At 68.3% G+C, this 16,407-nt stretch carries 12 protein-coding genes and 3 pseudogenes; 5 read left to right on the top strand and 10 right to left on the bottom strand.

Features of this window, described 5'->3' with window-relative positions; translation table 11 throughout:
- Nucleotides 1–133: 133 nt before the first annotated feature.
- The gene (locus PUR26_RS01475; protein ID WP_329868391.1) at nucleotides 134–910 is read right to left on the bottom strand and encodes a hypothetical protein; all 777 of its coding nucleotides are present in this window, start codon (nucleotides 908–910) and stop codon (nucleotides 134–136) included.
- A gap of 575 nt (nucleotides 911–1,485) precedes the next feature.
- On the opposite strand from PUR26_RS01475, the gene PUR26_RS34545 reads away from it, so the two are divergent.
- Entirely contained in the window at nucleotides 1,486–1,959 is a 474-nt protein-coding gene (locus tag PUR26_RS34545) for a restriction endonuclease (protein WP_443076931.1), read from the top strand.
- 9 nt (nucleotides 1,960–1,968) lie between these two features.
- On the opposite strand, the gene PUR26_RS01485 is transcribed toward PUR26_RS34545, so the two are convergent.
- The 4 genes from PUR26_RS01485 to PUR26_RS01500 form a co-directional block, all read right to left on the bottom strand.
- Complete coding sequence (locus PUR26_RS01485) at nucleotides 1,969–2,364, bottom strand: hypothetical protein (protein ID WP_329868392.1); 396 nt, start codon at nucleotides 2,362–2,364, stop codon at nucleotides 1,969–1,971.
- 365 nt (nucleotides 2,365–2,729) lie between these two features.
- A complete protein-coding gene (locus PUR26_RS01490) occupies nucleotides 2,730–5,519 on the bottom strand; it encodes a M48 family metalloprotease (RefSeq protein WP_329868393.1) in 2,790 nt (929 codons plus the stop codon).
- 20 nt (nucleotides 5,520–5,539) lie between these two features.
- Entirely contained in the window at nucleotides 5,540–6,079 is a 540-nt protein-coding gene (locus tag PUR26_RS01495; protein WP_329868394.1) for a hypothetical protein, read from the bottom strand.
- A 904-nt stretch (nucleotides 6,080–6,983) separates the two neighbouring features.
- Nucleotides 6,984–7,370: a winged helix-turn-helix transcriptional regulator gene (locus tag PUR26_RS01500; RefSeq protein WP_329868395.1), complete on the bottom strand. Its 387-nt coding sequence runs from the start codon at nucleotides 7,368–7,370 to the stop codon at nucleotides 6,984–6,986.
- Nucleotides 7,371–7,471: 101 nt separating this feature from the next.
- Here PUR26_RS01500 and PUR26_RS01505 point away from each other — a divergent pair, with 101 nt between their 5' ends.
- Together PUR26_RS01505 and PUR26_RS01515 are read left to right on the top strand one after the other, a co-directional pair.
- Nucleotides 7,472–8,095, top strand: a complete 624-nt coding sequence (locus PUR26_RS01505) for an NAD(P)-dependent oxidoreductase (protein WP_329868397.1) — start codon at nucleotides 7,472–7,474, stop codon at nucleotides 8,093–8,095.
- 395 nt (nucleotides 8,096–8,490) lie between these two features.
- Nucleotides 8,491–8,715 (top strand): annotated as a pseudogene (locus tag PUR26_RS01515) (ATP-binding protein); the annotation flags it as partial.
- 34 nt (nucleotides 8,716–8,749) lie between these two features.
- Here the strand turns inward: PUR26_RS01515 and PUR26_RS01520 are convergent.
- Nucleotides 8,750–9,174: pseudogene (locus PUR26_RS01520) on the bottom strand (hypothetical protein).
- 112 nt (nucleotides 9,175–9,286) lie between these two features.
- On the opposite strand from PUR26_RS01520, the pseudogene PUR26_RS01525 reads away from it, so the two are divergent.
- Nucleotides 9,287–9,530 (top strand): annotated as a pseudogene (locus PUR26_RS01525) (IS110 family transposase); the annotation flags it as partial.
- A gap of 76 nt (nucleotides 9,531–9,606) precedes the next feature.
- Here the strand turns inward: PUR26_RS01525 and PUR26_RS01530 are convergent.
- Nucleotides 9,607–10,146 carry a GNAT family N-acetyltransferase gene (locus PUR26_RS01530; RefSeq protein WP_329868456.1) on the bottom strand — a complete coding sequence of 180 codons (540 nt, stop codon included), beginning with the start codon at nucleotides 10,144–10,146 and terminating at the stop codon, nucleotides 9,607–9,609.
- A 1,081-nt stretch (nucleotides 10,147–11,227) separates the two neighbouring features.
- Nucleotides 11,228–11,962: a helix-turn-helix domain-containing protein gene (locus tag PUR26_RS01535; RefSeq protein ID WP_329868399.1), complete on the bottom strand. Its 735-nt coding sequence runs from the start codon at nucleotides 11,960–11,962 to the stop codon at nucleotides 11,228–11,230.
- A gap of 374 nt (nucleotides 11,963–12,336) precedes the next feature.
- On the opposite strand from PUR26_RS01535, the gene PUR26_RS01540 reads away from it, so the two are divergent.
- On the top strand, nucleotides 12,337–12,768 hold the full coding sequence (locus tag PUR26_RS01540; protein ID WP_329868400.1) for a hypothetical protein: 432 nt from the start codon (nucleotides 12,337–12,339) through the stop codon (nucleotides 12,766–12,768).
- 1,777 nt (nucleotides 12,769–14,545) lie between these two features.
- Here PUR26_RS01540 and PUR26_RS01545 read toward each other — a convergent pair.
- Together PUR26_RS01545 and PUR26_RS01550 are read right to left on the bottom strand one after the other, a co-directional pair.
- Nucleotides 14,546–15,148: a hypothetical protein gene (locus PUR26_RS01545; RefSeq protein WP_329868401.1), complete on the bottom strand. Its 603-nt coding sequence runs from the start codon at nucleotides 15,146–15,148 to the stop codon at nucleotides 14,546–14,548.
- Nucleotides 15,145–16,407, bottom strand: a complete 1,263-nt coding sequence (locus PUR26_RS01550; protein WP_329868402.1) for a DUF7224 domain-containing protein — start codon at nucleotides 16,405–16,407, stop codon at nucleotides 15,145–15,147. Before PUR26_RS01550 ends, PUR26_RS01545 begins: the two co-directional genes overlap by 4 nt.

Raw genomic sequence — 16,407 nt, forward strand, 5'->3', positions numbered from 1 at the left:
AACACCGCTGTCGCCGACTTTGTCGGCGACAGCGGCACCCCACACTCCCGGCAATACCTTCGAACCACCCCACCAATGGCCATGGCAACCAGCATCCCGATGTCCTGGCCGCACGACCAGGGATGTCAAACACTCACTCAGTGTCGAGTACTTCTCCGGCAGGCGGTGCCGTGATGGTGACCGGCTTGTCGTACTCGCTGAACTCGAGCGTGACCGCTCCCTTCCCGGCTCCGACGGTTGCCTTCAGCAGATAGGGCTTGCCCTTTGCCGCCACGTACAGCAGGGCGGCCTTGGTTCCCGCGCCGCCCGTCCTCGTCAGCACCGCGACGGGCTGGCCGTTGACGCTGCTGTCGGCGCTTCTGGTGAGATCCGTGGTTTCCTCGATCTCTCTGAACGCCTGGTCGATGTCACATACCTGCTCGGTACCGTTCGCCATGCCCTTGGGCGTCTTCAGCCAGCGACCCTTGAGCACCTCGGCTGTCGCGTCGGCTTCGGCTGCCGGGGTGCCCTTCTCCTTTCCCATCTGCTTCCAGAAGGCCGCGTCGCCCTTGAGATAGGAGTCCTCACCCACCTTTCGGAGCGTGACATTGGCCCCGTCCCTGGCCATCGTGCCCTTGCAGGCCCGCGCCTTGTCGACCGTGACGTCGACACCAAGGGGGACGCCCTTGTCTGCAATGGTTCCCTTGTACCGCACGGACTTGGCGCTCTTGGAAAGGTCGATGGACTTGTCGGCGATCTGCATGGCAGTCAGGCCGACGAGCGAATTGGCCGGTTTCGACGGTAAGGCGGAAGCGGGGTTCTTCGCCTGACCGGTACTTTGGGACCCTCCCTCGTTCTCGGAACAGCCCGTCAGTGCCAGAGCCGCCGCGGCGCAGAACGTCGCCGTGGTGAGCGTCTTGTTGATCGCCATTTCATCCCCTCGAGAACCGAAAGCTTTCTTGTGCGCCCACGTCTGACCTCTGCAGCGGGGAAAGGGATGCACCCGGCCCGACGTGATCTACAGCACACATACGGGTGCAGGTCGAACGGTTGCCGAGGCAATGGACTGCTTGAGTCGTCGCCCTCCTCGCTGAAGCCCCCCGAAGCCGTGCTGCCCAGACCCTCAACGCGGGGCTGCGTCGGTGCGACGACGAGCATCTACAGCCGGCGGGGGCGCAGGCTCGCGGCCGCGTCATAAGGCGCCCGTCGGCGCGGCGCAGCCCCCGCAGGCGGGGCAAGCGGTGGCAGCGCGCGGACGACCGGCTGACCGTTCTTCTGGCGGCTTGGCTCCGGGCCGTCGTCCTGGTGGTGGCTGAGGTCGACTGGCCCCTGGTGGACCCTGATCGTCATCGCCGTGCTCGCCGCGATGGCCGACGGCGGCGGCTCCACCAGAAGCAGCAGAACGCGCGGTGGGCGGCCCGCTCGCGGGGCCTGCGATACGGGCTGTCCCGGCTGGACGCCCTGCACCATGCCGGTTCGAGGACGCGGTGCGCGAGCGGATGCGTCGTGGCGGCTGCCGGGACACGGTCCGCTCCGAGGGGAGGCGGGGACTTGGATGCCGACGTGAAGGCCACCGACCCCTACGGGCGACGCTGGGTCATCCAGTGCAGACACCGCCGCGACGGTCTCGCCGGCTCCGCTGTGGACACACCGGACCTCCAGGCCGTCAATGGCACCGCCCGCCAGGTCCACGGCGCCGACGTCACGGTCATCGTGACGAACGGCCGGGTCACCGCCCCGGCTGTAGCCCTCGCCGAGCTGCAACGGCTGCACGTCGTCGGCCGCCACACCCTCGCAGTCTGGGCGTCAGGCTCACGCCCCTTGTGGGAACTGCTCCGGCCCCCCGTGAACCGACCCTCGGCCAGCGGCAGAGGAACGGTCGGTGGCAGGCCGCGGCCGTCGGACCGGCGGCGATGTGGTTCGTGTCCCACAGCGTTGCCGAGACCCGCTTGTCGCACTGGGGAGACGGACGGAATCTGATCTCCTGGGTCAGAGGCAGTACGGATGGAGAGCGATCTTCTCGCGCTCGATGAAGAGCTCGACCCAAGTGCCGGCAACACCTTCGGGCAGCGGTTCAGAGAGATCCAGCAGAATCACACTGCCGTCGAAGTCCAGTACGGCGGCACCATCCTCTGTGGGGTTCAGCCGCCCTCGCAGGACAACGCAGTGCCCGCCAGGCCGGACCCCCGGTCCGGAATCGGCAGCGGGTTTCACATTCCGTCCCCAGACGATGCCCTCATCGACTGTCCACTCGACGTGGTATTCGCCCGGCTCCGCGGTCCGGTCACCGCACCAGCGGACCGCCGTCCGTCCGAATGGAGTCCGGATCTGAGCCAGCCAGGGACTCCATGGAAACTTCGCGACCTTCTCCAGCTCGATAAGCATCGTTCGATCATGCAACATCCCAGTTGCTGACGGAACCTGTGCTGCTCAGCCGCCATCCGGCACAGCTTCGCCGGAACATGTGCGCTTTACCGAAGGACTCATCCGAGGTGGACCCCGCGCTGAACAGGGCTCGCCCCACGTCGAGAACCTCACCGCGCGGCCGAACCCAATGTCCTGGCTGACCGGCTACCGCAGACTCACCCACCGCCACGGACACCACCCTCCACCCCCGCAGCTACCCGTCCTTTCTCGCGCCCGCCGCAACCCTCCGCTGCCGTATACGACTCGTTCGAATCATCACATAGGGCCGGCCTTGGGCCCACCGCGTTCGACGGGGGCGGGCGGTGCGATCCCGTACGGGCTGATCAGCTCGCCTTCCACTGCGGCCACTGATTCAGCGCGGTGCCGACCCGGTCCGTCAGGTCTGGTAAAGCATCGCCTGCCTGCGCGTAGGCGTCGAAGAGTTGCTCCAGCATCTTCGTGTTGCGCTGTACGTCGTCCGTCTGCGAGTCGAGCACGGACGTGCACTCGCGGGCCGCGTCCCGACTCTTGGCCAGCAGGGCAGACCACTTGCGGCCCAGTTCCGGGTCGGGTATGCCCAGATGGTCTCGTGCGGTGGCCGTGTCGCGGGCGAGGCCGGTGCAGATGGGCCGCAGGGCGTCTCCGTCGAAGGTGTCGTTCTCAGCGTCCGTCGACTGCTTCAACCACTTTTCGAGCGCGACGTAGTGAGCGGACAGGGCTACGACGTCTGCCTGGCCGCTCGTCTTGAACCAGGCCAGCAACTGGAAGCTGCGTACCCCTTCGGCGGTGTCCGTGGCCGGGGGGCGCTCGGGCATCGCCAGGGCGGCGCCGCCGTCCGTCACCGAACGCACCGCGACCACGGACGAAACGAGGGCCACACCCACCACGGTGCCCACGGTGATCCGGGTCGGCCAGACACGCCGTACGGTTTCGGCGGGTGCCGCAGGTATTGCCGAACGGGGGAGTCGGACCAGCAGCGCGGCGAACAGGGCGGCGCCGAACATGGCCGGCGCGGCCGTCTGAACCAGTAGTTCGGTCAACGGCCACGAGGCATCGGGCAGCCAGTGGCAGGTGTTGCCCATGACCCGTAGCGGGCCCAGGCAGCCGTCGGTGGGCTGGAGCACGAACTGACCGGCCAGTGCGACGATGTGGGCGATACCCGCGGCGGCAAGGGCCCGGGGCAGTCGGTGGGTGCGGGTGGTTACGGCGACGACAGCCGCCGTCGCGACCACCCCGGCCCACAGGGCGACGGTCCGCCACCACATGTAGACGGCTCCGAAGGCGCTGCCCCGCTCTTCGAGCGGAGGGCGCCAGGAATGGACGTACGTCATCACCGCCGCTACGGCGAGGACGCCGAGCAGGCCCCCGGCCAGCCCGGTGAGGACCGTGGACCGCAGCCCCGTAGCCAGCGGCCGCCTGAGCAGCAGCACGGCCGGGTACACCCACAGCACCACCGCGGCCGCAGCGATCAAAGGGGTCGAGCCCGCGACACTCGCGCTCACAAGCGCCGTGGCGATCCAAGGCAGCACCGTCGCGTAGTGCTCGTGCTGGTCCCAGGGGCCGGGAAAGGCCTCGCGGATGTGCTGCTCCAGGCCGCCCGCCTTGTACAGGTTCCCGGTCAGCCAGAACTGGCCTTCGCCCATCCACCAGCCGAGACCGGCCACCGCCACGACGCATCCAGCGGCGCCCGCGACGAGCATCGCCCCGCGGAGAGGGGGCGGCGTGCCAGGCGTGGCCCGCAGGTGCAGCCGGCTGCACTGGGCCAGCCAGCAGACGTAGACCACGGCGCCGAGGAAGGGGAAGAGCAGGGACTCCGCATGCGTCGGCCACCAGTTGGGGCCGATGCCTGCCCCGGACAGCAATTCGCCGCAGATCAGACCGATTCCGAGCGCAGAGCCCGCCCGCATGTACGAGGCGCCGGGGAAGCCCCGATGCGCGGCGTACAAGGCCGCGCGCCAGACCGAGACTGTCAGGAGGGCCGCCGCCAGGCCCCCGACGAGCCAGGCGGCCGCTTGGTCTCCCCACAGGTGGCTCAGCGCGTTCCCGGTGACCAGGGTGACCGCGCCGAGCAGGAACAACGGCATCTTCGTCAGGGCGAAAAGGCCCGCCGGATCCCTGAGCACGCGGCAGCGCTCCTCCCATGAGGGGTGACTGCGCCACAATGCCGTGATGCTTCGTGCCGGACGGTCCAGGGCCAGGGGTCCCTCGGCCCGCGTCCGCCAGACGCCGGGATCGGCACCCAGGGCCACGGCCCCCCGATCGGCGTACAACTCGCGGTGGCGCAGGGTGTCGGCGCGGGCCAGGACGACCAGCAGGAACAGGAACGCGGCGGCCGTGACCTCCCTGACCATGTACGGCCTGGCGGCGGGCCAGAAGACGGCGTCGGCGCCCATGAACCAGCCGAACTGCGCCGCGACGAGGCTCCCGCCGACCGCTAAGGTGAACGGGACGGTGGCCAGGACGAGGAACGCCCACCAGAGCGCCGTCACGGCGTAGGCGATGTCCACGTCGCGGTGGCGCAGATGGGTCAGTTCGTGCAGAACCACGGCGCGGAAGCGGGCCGGGTCGGATCGGCGGGCGTTCAGCAGGCCGTTGTTGAGACAGAGGGTGCGCCTGCCCGCCCGGCCGAACACCACCGCGCCGGCGTCGAGGGCGGTCAGGTCGACCACGAGGTCGGGCAGGGGGTGCACTCCGGCGGCCCCGGCCACCCGGGTGAGCTCGGCCCGGATCTCGCCGTGCGGATCGCGGCCTTGCAACGGCACCAGACCGCGCCGCAGCCGCTTCCACCGCGGCAGCAGGAAGTACACAGCCACAGCCGCCAGCAGGACGACGGCGCTGCCGCCCAGGCCGTACCACTCCGGCGTCACGGGGGCGCCCTTCGCGCACTCCTTGATGGCCTCGGCCTGGGCGTTGCTCCGCACCACGTTGTCGAAAAGGTTGCTGTTCGGGTCGTAGCCCGCTGCGAACTCACAGAGGAACCGGACGTCCCGTGCCGGGTAGGGCCGCAGGACGCCGCTCAGCATCTTGAGCGTGGCCACCGCCATCGCGACGACGAGGATGAGGAAGCGCAGGGTCGTCCCGGCGGGCAGCGTACCCGGCTCGGGGGCCGAAGGCACCGGGGCCTGACGGGGCACAGTCGCCTCCATGTCCCCGTTCACCCGACCGGTCCGCCCCCCTGACGACCACCACCGTCAGCCTGCCCTCCCGACGCGCCGGGCTCGGCGTTCTGCGGGTCCTGTGTGCCCGCCAACGCCAGCCGTGCGACCACGCTGTCCGCGAGGCCGTCGGCGTCGGCGAGGCCTCGCCGGACCGCCTCCTCACGCACTCGCCGCCGTACGGACGCCAACTGCTGCCGGTCGAGGCGGGGCACCTCGGGCGGGGCGGCTGTACGGCGGGCGGACGGGCGCAGCCTTCCGAGTGCGGTCATGGCCCGGTTCAGCATCCGTCCGGTCCCGTCCGCGACGGCGGCGCGGCACGCCTCGTCGACCACCAGCACTAGCAGGGGCGTGAGCATGGTCGCGATGTCGTCGAGGCCGAAGCCCAGCGGGTCGGCCCGTCCGCCGGAGGAAGCCTGCCGCATCCGCCGTATCACCAGGCCGTAGTCCAGGCCCGCGAGATCTTCGACCAAATGACGCTCCTGCGGCGCGTGTTGCCCCACGACGTCCCGCACCACATCCAGCACGGTCGCTCGCATACGCCCGCCCCCTCCCTGCCCGTCCGTTCCCGCACGGCCCCCGCAGTCCAGAGTGCAACAGAGTGAGCGATTCTGGATAGACGTCGCCCCGACCACCCACGCGCACTACCGGCCACGTCCGCGTCCTCCCCGTTCTCAGGGAACTCCCCGACCGGGTGCCCACCGTCCTGCTGGGGACCGGGGGCTCGGCGCTCTCTGCTTGGCTGAGGTGGTCGGAGCAGGTCACGCCCGTCGCAGTCGGACGTTCTCCGCACCGACGTCAGGAGCGAGCGATCGGTCGCAGGACTCCCGCCCCGGAGAAGGGCGTTTGTCGGCGGTTCTCGCTGGCCGGACGGAGGGTGAGGCCGACCTGATTGTGGATCACTATCTCCTGCGCGCGGCGGGAGGTGCCGATCCATGTCGATCGGGCAGCTCGCGACGCTGGCGACGTTCGGTTCACCGTGGGCTGTGCCGGCCGTAGGTCACCACGTCACGGACCATGGCGTCGGCCAGAGCGAACACCAGGCGGCGCGCGAGGGGGGCGTCGACGGCGGAGGGCAGGGCCGCTGGGGCGAGTCGGCGACGGGGAGAGGCTGCGTGCTCGGCCCTCGTGGGCCAGTACCACCATGACCACGTAGTACTGCACCTCGTGGGCCAGTACCACCCGGTCATGGGTACGCTCCTCGGAGTCGTGCGGCCGTTCATCCCGTCGCCGCTGTGGGTGATCGGGATGGCCGTCGGGTTCGCGTGGTCGGCGGCGGCTCATGCTCTTCTGGACCGGCGCCGGCCGCTACTGCATTGCACCATCAGACCGGCTCGTACCCACCCTCCGCCTGTCCAGCGATCAGGGGCGTGTGAGTGACCGCGAACCGCGATCCGTGTGAGTCCGGCCCCCTTTATCAGCGCAGGACAACCGGTCGCGTCGTTATCCGGCGCGGTCAAGGCGGATGGCTTCGTCGTACGACTCCCGGGCGTCAAGCAGTTCGTCCCAGTGTTTCTCCGTCCAAGCGCAGGCGATCGCTAGGGGTTGGAGCATGCTGCGGCCCAGCGGCGTCAGTCCGTACTCGACATGCGGGGTGGCCTCGGCATAGACGGTGCGCCTGACCAGACCATCTCGTTCGAGGGACCGCAGCGACTGGGTCAGGACCTTGGGTGTGACGCGGCTCAGCGGCACGCGCAACTCGGAGAATCGGCGCGGCCCGCGCTCGAGACAGCGAATGATGAGCGCTGCCCATTTGTCGCCGAATCGGATCGGATTGAGCGAGGACGGGCACAGTTCGTCGAACATGTCGGCGGGCAGCGGTTCCCTCATGGCCTCACCCTAGCCGGTATCCCCGTGGTAACCGGGGTCCTCGATAGCGTCCGGGAACTGGCCGGGGCACGGGCTCCGGATGTGGTGAGAGGCGGTTCGTCATGAACATCGTGGTCTTCGGCGCCGGCGGCCGGGCCGGTCGGCAGGCTGTTGCGGAGGCGCGCCGACGCGGGCACCAGGTCACCGCCGTGGTGCGCGACCCGGCGGGCCACGACGATCTGACCGACGCGCGGGTCGTGGCGGGCGACGTCACGGACACGGCGAGCGTCGAGCGTGTGGCCGCCGCGCATGACGCCGCCATCAGTGCCGCCGCGGACCTGTCCGTGCCACCACACGAGTTCTTCACCGCGTCCTCAAGGGCCCTGACCACCGGCCTGGCCAAGGCGGGCGTGCACCGCCTCGTGGTGGTCGGGCTCGCATCGATCCTTCCTGGTGCCTCCGGCGTGCCCCTGATGGACGAGCCCGGCTACCCGAACGAGTACCGCTCCTTCTATCTCGGCCACGCGGCGGGCCTCGGTGAGCTGCGGAAGGGGGACCTGGACTGGGCGTACGTGGCCCCGGCAGGCGACTTCGATCATGAGGGCACACGAAAGGGCCGGTACCGGATCGCTGAGCACGGCGACCCGGCCAGCCGGATCACATACGCGGACCTGGCCATCGCACTGATCGACGAGATCGAGATGCCCCGCCATCACCGGGCCGCCGTCAGCGTACTGGAGGCGTGACACCCGAGGTCCACGACGGCCCGGGCGTGAGGCACCCGGACCACCGCCACCTGGACGATCAGCCCGGCCCCCGCTCGGACCCAGGGGCCACCAGGCATACGACCGAACGGCCCCTCACCAAGATTTTGATCAGCCTTCCGGCCGAACCTGGTGGCGCAAACGTCTTGGACTTCTCCCGAGCGGCGGTGGACGGCTTCCGCATGCTGCCGTAGAGGGGAGCCGACACGGGCGAAGCCCAATGGACCGGAGCAGGAAGGCCGGCGAGCTTGGACTGATCACCGGCGCACGGGCATCCCTCCCGCCGTCCTCCTGACCGGTGGTCACCGTAACGACATCACCCAGCCCATCCCACTGCTCCACGCTGTGACGCCCGTGTGGGGCAAACGCGGCCGACGGTTTTCCAGGTCATCTCCAAGCGCTACGAGAAGGGCTCGATCATCCTGACCTCGAACAAGACCTGAAGCGGATGGGGCCAGGTCTTCGGCGGCGAGGTCCTCGCCACCGCCATCCTCGACCGACTCCTCCACCACTCCGAAGTGATCTGCATCAACGTCCCCAGATGCCGGCACCGGCTCAAGAACCGCTTCAAGGCAATCGAGCGGGACAGAGACGTGGCCTGACGCCCCGCGTCGCTTCCGGCGGCCGAGCACTGGATCAGTTGTTGATTACCCGCTGAGAGATTTCGGAGAACTTGCCGTTCTCGATCAGTCCGGCGATCACGCCGGTCATGTTGTCGATGCCGGGATCCCTGACGATCAGGCCGTCCGAAACCCAGAAGTACCGGCCCCCGAGAGACTCGTCGGTCCCTGCCCAGAGTTTCCACAGGCGCTCGACTTCCGCGACGGTGAACACCCGCACCTGGGACCCGACCCACCGGCGCCGCGCCCCGGAGACCTCCGCACGGTCGCGGTCCAACGATATCCATCCTTCAGAGTCACGAAGACTTCGATGTTGCAGACCTCGTCCAAGTTCTCGCCGTCCCTGGGCAGGAACGACGCCTGGGATTCCTCCATTCGGACCCGATACCAGGGCCCGTCCCACCCTCGCTCGATCGGTTCAGACGATGTGCTGTGGCTCATCGCGCGAGTGTCCCTGGTCGGGGCATCGATCGCAGCCCGGATCCTCTGCCGTGTTGCCGCTGCCCGCGGTCAGAGCTGGGGACTTTCGTCCGTACGCAACTGGGGAGAAAAGTCCGTACGCCGACATCGTCGGCCGCCGCTTCGTCAAGAACAACCGACTCATGCACGCGGGCTTCCTCTGGGCCTTCTCAGCCCTCCATGCCTCACCCGGCGCCAACACTCACTAGCGCTGCCGACGCGAGCACGGCGACTGGCACAACGCCGCCCAACACCACCTGCGCAACCGCTCCCTCGGACGCCTCCATCACTGCCTGCAGACCCAACAGCACTTCGACGAACAACGCGCCTTCGCGCCATTTTCCAGCCGCCTGCATGACTTGCGACCCCGCGCGGCTCCGTCAACACCACATCGCCAGACCCAAGCCGTCGGGCTCAATCGCAAGGAAGTACCGGCGACCGCAGACCGAGCCACTGATCGGCGTCCCAAGCCCGGAACCGCTCCACTTCCATGAATCCCAGCTTCGCCGCGAGGCGCATCGAGCCGGCGTTGGCGGTCTGGGTGGTGAGCACCACCGGCTCGCCGGGAAGGACGGCTTCGAGCCAGTCGAGTGCCGCCGTGCACGCTTCGGCGGCATACCCGTACCCCCAGGCCCGCGGCAGGAACAGGTAGCCGAGATCGACCTTCCCCACGGCCGCCGGGCGGCTGTGCTCCGTTGCTCTCCTGAGCAGGATCTGGCCGATCATCGACCCGTTGAGATCAACGACGAAACTCCCGGGCCGCCGCCCGGGCACCTCGGGAATTTCACACTCAAGCTCGTCACGCGGCCGGGGGCCGCCGAGATAGGTGTGCACCTCCGGCGAGGCGTGCAGCTCGACGAACGTCGCACGGTCCCGGGGCTCGGACTCACGCAACACAAGCCTTTCGGTCCTCATCGGTGCAGGCGGCCAGGCAACCGGCCCGAGATCCATCATGTCGGCCAGCCAAACAGCAGGCTCAGCAGCGATCAAGACTCGCGAACCTTCTTGACTTCTTATCCCCCTGAGATGTCTTGACACAGACTTGAGACTCTGTTGTCCAGTTCCGCTGGGTGGCTGTTGGAAACCGTGCCTGGGTAAGGGGAAACGTGGTGCGCCAAGGGGAGACACAGTCCGAGATGGCTAACCGGAGCTCCATGGTCAAGGGGCCGGTGCCGGTCGCAGGATGCGGAGCACTTGGAGTTGCTCACGGTTTCCGGAGGTCAGGCTTCTGCCGATTCCACCGGTGCCGCGCGTGCACTGGCACCGGACGGGCCAGGGCCCGCAGTCCTCGTTGGAGAACCAGACCCTGGTGACGGCGACTCCGGCCTGGCCGGTGTGGACGGGCCCCTGCTGCGCTTGCTGTTGGGGCAGCAGCTCACTGCCTCGGCCTGCCGGTCGATGGTCAAGTTCTCCAGCGTGCATCCGCCTTCTCCCGTGGCCTGCCAGGCCACGGTGCCCTGCGTCGGTGAGCACGTGAGGAACACGGAGGTGATGGCGGCCGGGGGGCCGGGCGCTGCCCCGGCTGGAGTCGGATTCATGGGATGCCCCCTCTATCGGGCGCCGTTGCTCGGTGTCGGCGGCCACGCTGACCGTGACGCCAGCAGCGACAGGAACGGCCGCACCGTGTTGTACCGGGTCGCCAGCGGCGCCCGCATCGCAGCCGCCGCCGAGTCTTCGTCCACCGGCACCAGCGAGACCACCAGCGCCGCCGCGTTCACCACCACCGCCCGGGGAGCGTCACGGCAAGCGAGAGGGTCCGCGGCACTTCTCTGCCTTCGCCCGCAGGCGTCGCATCTGGTGCGAAACGCCGGAGAAGCTGACGGTGTTCGGGTTCCACAATGGTGGCGAGCCGTTCGGTCGGCCACCGCTGGTCGAAGAGGAGTTGCCGGTCGACTCGCGGGAGGACACCGCTGTCCATCAGCAGGTGCAGGTGAGTAACGGTTCGCCAGGGGGTTTCTTGGTGCAGTGCGTCGTGGGCGAGCGGGATGCTGCCGGTGGCCAGGCCCTGGAGGAGACGGACGACGCTGGGGCAGCTTCAGTGATCGAAGACGTTGGCCAGCCGTCCTTCGATAGGAGCCTTGCCTCGGGAAACGGCACGCTCTGCGAGAACGCAAAGCTGTGCTGGCGTGAGTCCGGCCAGGTCACGGAAGTCACGGTTCATGTGCGCCTGGTCGTAGTAGCCACACAGAGCCGCCCGGTCAGCCAGCGACCGGGAGGCTTCGGGCGGCAAGGTAAGCGCCTGCTGAAAGCGCAGGATCCGGCTGACGGATTGCGGCGGTAGTCCGATCTGCTCGCGGAAGAGCACTTGCAGGCGTCGGATGCCACGGCCGGTGGCGGCAGCCAGATCTTTGGCGGATAGCTGCCCATGGCAGGCGCGCAGCCGACTCCATGCTTCGGTAACGACTGGCGAGGGCGGCGGAGCGTCCACCAGCCGCCGTGCCAGGGCGTTCTCGATCACCGCCCAGCGCTTTCCCCAATCGGGTACCGAAATCAGCTGCTCGGTGAGCCTGGCTGACCAGCCTGCGCCCAGCACCTCATCCGGGTGCGTGTGGCCGTTGGCCAGGTGATGCAAGGGCAACCCCAGGCACTGGTACGCGCCGAGCGGAGTGAACTCCACCTCGACCGCCTCCGCGACACCCCCGAAGCCGCCCCATATCGACGACGTCCGCAGACCGGCGAGCATCGCATGCCACGTCGTCCGCGCCGTCGGTGCGCTCCGGGCCTCATGGAACAACTGCAGGGGATCCCCCCAGCCCAGGATCAACGTCACGGTGGCCGAGGGAAGAGTGAGCCTGACCGGTCCGCGCCCTGCAGTGCGATGACCTCTGTACGTCACGACTTGAGCGCGTAATCGCTCGGAGGGGCGACGCTCCACATACTCGCCCCTGTTCCTCGACTCCATGGACGTTTCAACCTCCGTCCGCGACCCGTGCCGGTGCACGCGTCAGTCAACCCTCCTGCATGAGTGCGCCTTTATACAAGGCAACCACTCAGGCTCCACGGCAATCTGGACACACGCCGCGCGGCGTCCGTCATTTCAACGCGGCACCCGCGCCGTATGGACTACTCAACGGCAGCAGCAGCATCGCAAGCACAGTCCTGTCGCCGGCGAGGCGACGAGCCCGAACGAGACCAGGGAGAACTGTGAACATCCGACGCATCCTCACCGGCAGTGCCGTGATCGCCGTACTGGCGGCGCAGCCCATAGCCGCGAGCGCCGCCCCAGCCGTATCGGCGGACGCATCCGCGAACGTGGCGAACGAAGCGCCGAACTGGACACCGTCGAATATCGGCGTCGACGCCATGGCCTGCTACGACGACGATGTCGTGAATGGTCCTGGGGGCACCAGCGTGAAGAACGCCATCTGGCTCAGGAACGGGCCCGGCCAGGGCTGTGACAACGCGAGTAACTACACGCTCCAGCCGGGCACGCGACTCGGCGGCTGGTGCTACACGTACAACGAGTCGGGAAACAAGTGGTACTACGTCAGCGTCGGAGGCGAAGCCCCATACGGCTGGATCTACGCGGGCAACGTCACGTCAGACGCGAGTTCGATCAACACGCCTTGCCGTTGACGTGAGCCGAGCGGTTGCGTGACTTGATCAGCCCGCATGGACGCTACTTCCATATCCCCGCTGAGCGTCCCCGGTCGGGAACAGCCTCAGCAGACCTCGGAAAAGGGAGAAACTGTGCGCACCACAGCGAAACGAGCCTTCACCACACTCACCGCCAGCGCGGCCCTCGTCGTGATCGCTATCGCAGGAGCCTCGGCCGCCACGGCTTCGGGTACCACCGGTGCCTCGGCCGCCACCTCGGCATCCGCAGGGGTCCCGCGCTGGGAATCCCTGGGCGAATTCCCCCGAGCGCAGTGCATAGATCTGCGGGACTCCTATGCTGGTACGGCCAAGTGCGTCAAGAACGCCGGTGGCCTGTATGACCTCCTTGTCTGGGTGTGATCCGCTGCGAGATAGCCGCCCAAGGGTGACCACGCGGCGACCAACTGGTAGGTGAGTGTGAAACACTGACTGTACGAATGGGCCTGGCCCCCGCGATCCATCGCGGGGGCCGAGCTGCGATCTCTCGGTTTGGCCTCAGGGGGCGGTTCGTGGTTGATGTCCATTTCCGGTTGAGGCTGGGGGAGGGCTGTTGGTAGCGGCTCGGTCGACTACTGCTTCCTGGTGAAACTGTCGGCGTCGGTCTCGATGAGGGCATCGAGCTTGACCAGGTGTTTCAGCTTGGACCGGGTGCTCTCGATGTTCTTCAACAGCAGTTCTGGTTGCGGGCTTCACAGACGCCGCGGGCCCGGAGGGGACCGGCGGCCTCGTTGAAGACGGCGAGGAGGCGGCCCCGGTCTCGGCCGCCGATCAGATCGCGGTCAAGGGGTGTGTGATTGGGGTCCGCCGCCGCGAGATGTGTACCGGGCGCAGTGCAGTGGGGTGTATTCGGTGCACGCGATGCGGTGCGCCGGATACACCCGTTGATGGTGCATATGTGAGCGGGTGGTGTGCCGTTGATCAAACATGAGCCTGTACCCGCTGCCTGTCCCATCGCCCGCGTCTTCACCCGGGCCGGACTCGCCCGCCGCTTCTCCCCAGTGGCCCGGCCCATGCGCAGATCCGCGTGCGGGCCGGAGAAGGGCCGACCCGCCCAGCTGGCCGGAGGAACCCGAGGACACCGGGACCGGCCACGTCTCACCCGACCCCGCCCGCGAACCGCACGACACCGCCGACTAGACCGAGCAGCCCGGTCAACTGCCAGAACGCGTACAGGGCGGCCGCGGCGACGGACAGGTGCGCGACCTGGTCGGCGAGGCCAGGGCCTCCGATCGTTCGTCCCGCGGCGGCAGCCCCGTGGCGACGACGAGGACGTCGCGGATGTAGCGGGCGGGGAGGCATGGAAGTTCATGCGCTACGTGTCCGGCGTGATGAGCCTCCAATCGGGTGGGGAGGGTTTGGGGTGAGTTACGTATTGCAGGCGGCCATCGCGGGCGACGAGGTGCTGCGGATCGCGTCACGGGAGGTTCGCGAGCGTTTTCGGGACGATCAGACCGACGGAGGGGCCAGGGTGTCGTCGCTGACCGCGTGGAGAACTGATAATGCCGGGCGACATTGCGGGGGCAGGTCGTTCTCGCGGACGGTGCAGCACGGGCCGGTGGCGCAGAACTGGGAGATCTCGGCTGGGGGGAGATCTTGGGCCTGCTGCCGATAAGCGGCCTGCGGCAGCAGTGGGCCCGCCTTGAGGCATCACCCGAGTTTGTGGCGCACGCCGTAGCGGTGATGTTGCCAGTCGGCCCCGGTGAGCCGCTCCTGATGGCTGACCGGGGCCTGTCGTGGGCCGCCGACGATGGGCGCTTCAGCTACGGGAGCGCGAGAGCGGTCCGGTGCTTTGGCTGCTTACTGCGGTGGCCGCTGCCGCAAGGAGCAGGACGAGTGTGACCGTGGCGGCGGTGGTGGATCGTGCGGGGTGAAGTACCCAGGCCCAGGGTTCGGGATCGCCGGCCGGTGTCCATCCGGTGGCCGCCATGGCGAGGGGGATGACCGTGGTGACGACTGCGGAGTTGCGCGGCCCGAGGAGAAAGGCACCGATCACCGCGAGGGCGATATAGGCGACGATGTTTCGGCCCGTGACCAGGGTGATGTCGTTGTGCCATGCCAGATACGCGAGGACGGAGGCCACCGCGGCGCCTGCGGATGCGGCCAGGGCGAGGGCGACGTTCCACAGCCGCATCGGCCGTGAGGCGACATGCTCCATTCTCGTATCGGTGCGGCCGTAACCGTGGAGGAGGAACGCGGCGGGGAGCACGGGGATCAGGTGGGCGACCAGGAACGTGCCGGACGCCCCGGCGAGTACGGGGACGGGGAGTGCGGCCTCACCGGCCAGCAGTCCGAGCAGGGTGGTGGCGAGGATGACTGGGGCCAGTCCGGACCACGCCCGGCTCTTCAACCACCAGTTCACTTCGCTCCCGTCACCGGGATGAGCTGCGGGCGCATTGAGCACGAACGCATGGCTTCCGCGTTGCGCTTGTACCAGTCCAGTTGTACGGATTGCGGCAGCTGCCTCACCTTCTCGGCCATGCCGGCGGCCTCGGACCCGGCCATGGCTCTCGCCGTCTCGACAGCGGAACCCGAAGTGAGCAGCAGCCACGCGGCGAGCGGCGCCTCGGCTTCTCCTCCCGGATATCTGCCCTCCGCCACACACGCCGGCGGCGAAGGCAGTACGCCGGTCACGACACCGGCAGATACCTCATCAGGTCGCGCATCAGGTGCGATGCCGAGCTTGGCCTCCGACGCTTCGGGCCGGAGCGACATGGTGAACGTTTCATGCATCGGGACACCGGCGGCGGAGAGCCGGCCTGCGATGCCGGCTGCTTCGCTGCGGATCATCGCCTGGTTCCGCACCTCCGGCCACAGGCACACCCGGAACCGTCCACTGGCTTGGCAGCTCAGTTCCTCGTCGGGCCTGCCCTGGACCGGGCTCGCGCCCAGGTCGCGGGCGAAGTGGGCACCCATCACGGTGCCCGCGACGATCAGCGCGAGGCTCCCGGCGACAGCGGCCTTCGACGTACGGAAGACGATGACGAGGACGCAGGCCAACACCAGGCCCGTGGCGAACGCGGCCGCGCTCCACAGTGTGCGCGGATCGATGACCTGGTCGATGGAGCAGCATTCGGCCATCCCGCTGCCGACGAGGTTCCTGATCCACATGATGCTCCAGGACCTCGGATAGGCACTGACGAAGAACGCCCCCACGAGCACCAAAGGTACGGAGAACGCCGCCGGCCACCGCCGCCCCACCAGGTATCCGGCCAGGATGTTCGCGAGCAACAGCAGCAGTTCGACACCCAGCATGCGGAAGTCGGGCAGCCCCAGGCCGGCACCCGCGCCGCTGGCAGAGAGGAACAGGGCAGCCAGCATCGCGATCACACCAGCGACCAGCACAGGCAGGAGAATGTACCCGGTGATCACCAACGGCGAGCGCACGGCCGGCTGGGTGAAAACCCTGCCCCGCGTCAGGCGGGCGCCCTCCCAGGCGGCCAGACCGGCACATCCGGTCAACAGGAAGGGCAGGGAGTACGTGGAGTTACCGGTGACGGAGGGCCAGTAGCCGCGTGTCGTCCAGTGGGCGACATCGCTCATGCCGACCAGGATGAAGACGACCAGGACCGGCGTCAGGTAAGCCGCCGCCGATGATCTCAGCAGGGTGCGCAGCCGCAT

The sequence above is a fragment of the Streptomyces sp. SP18CS02 genome, assembly GCF_036322365.1.
In the GTDB taxonomy this organism is placed as follows: domain Bacteria; phylum Actinomycetota; class Actinomycetes; order Streptomycetales; family Streptomycetaceae; genus Streptomyces.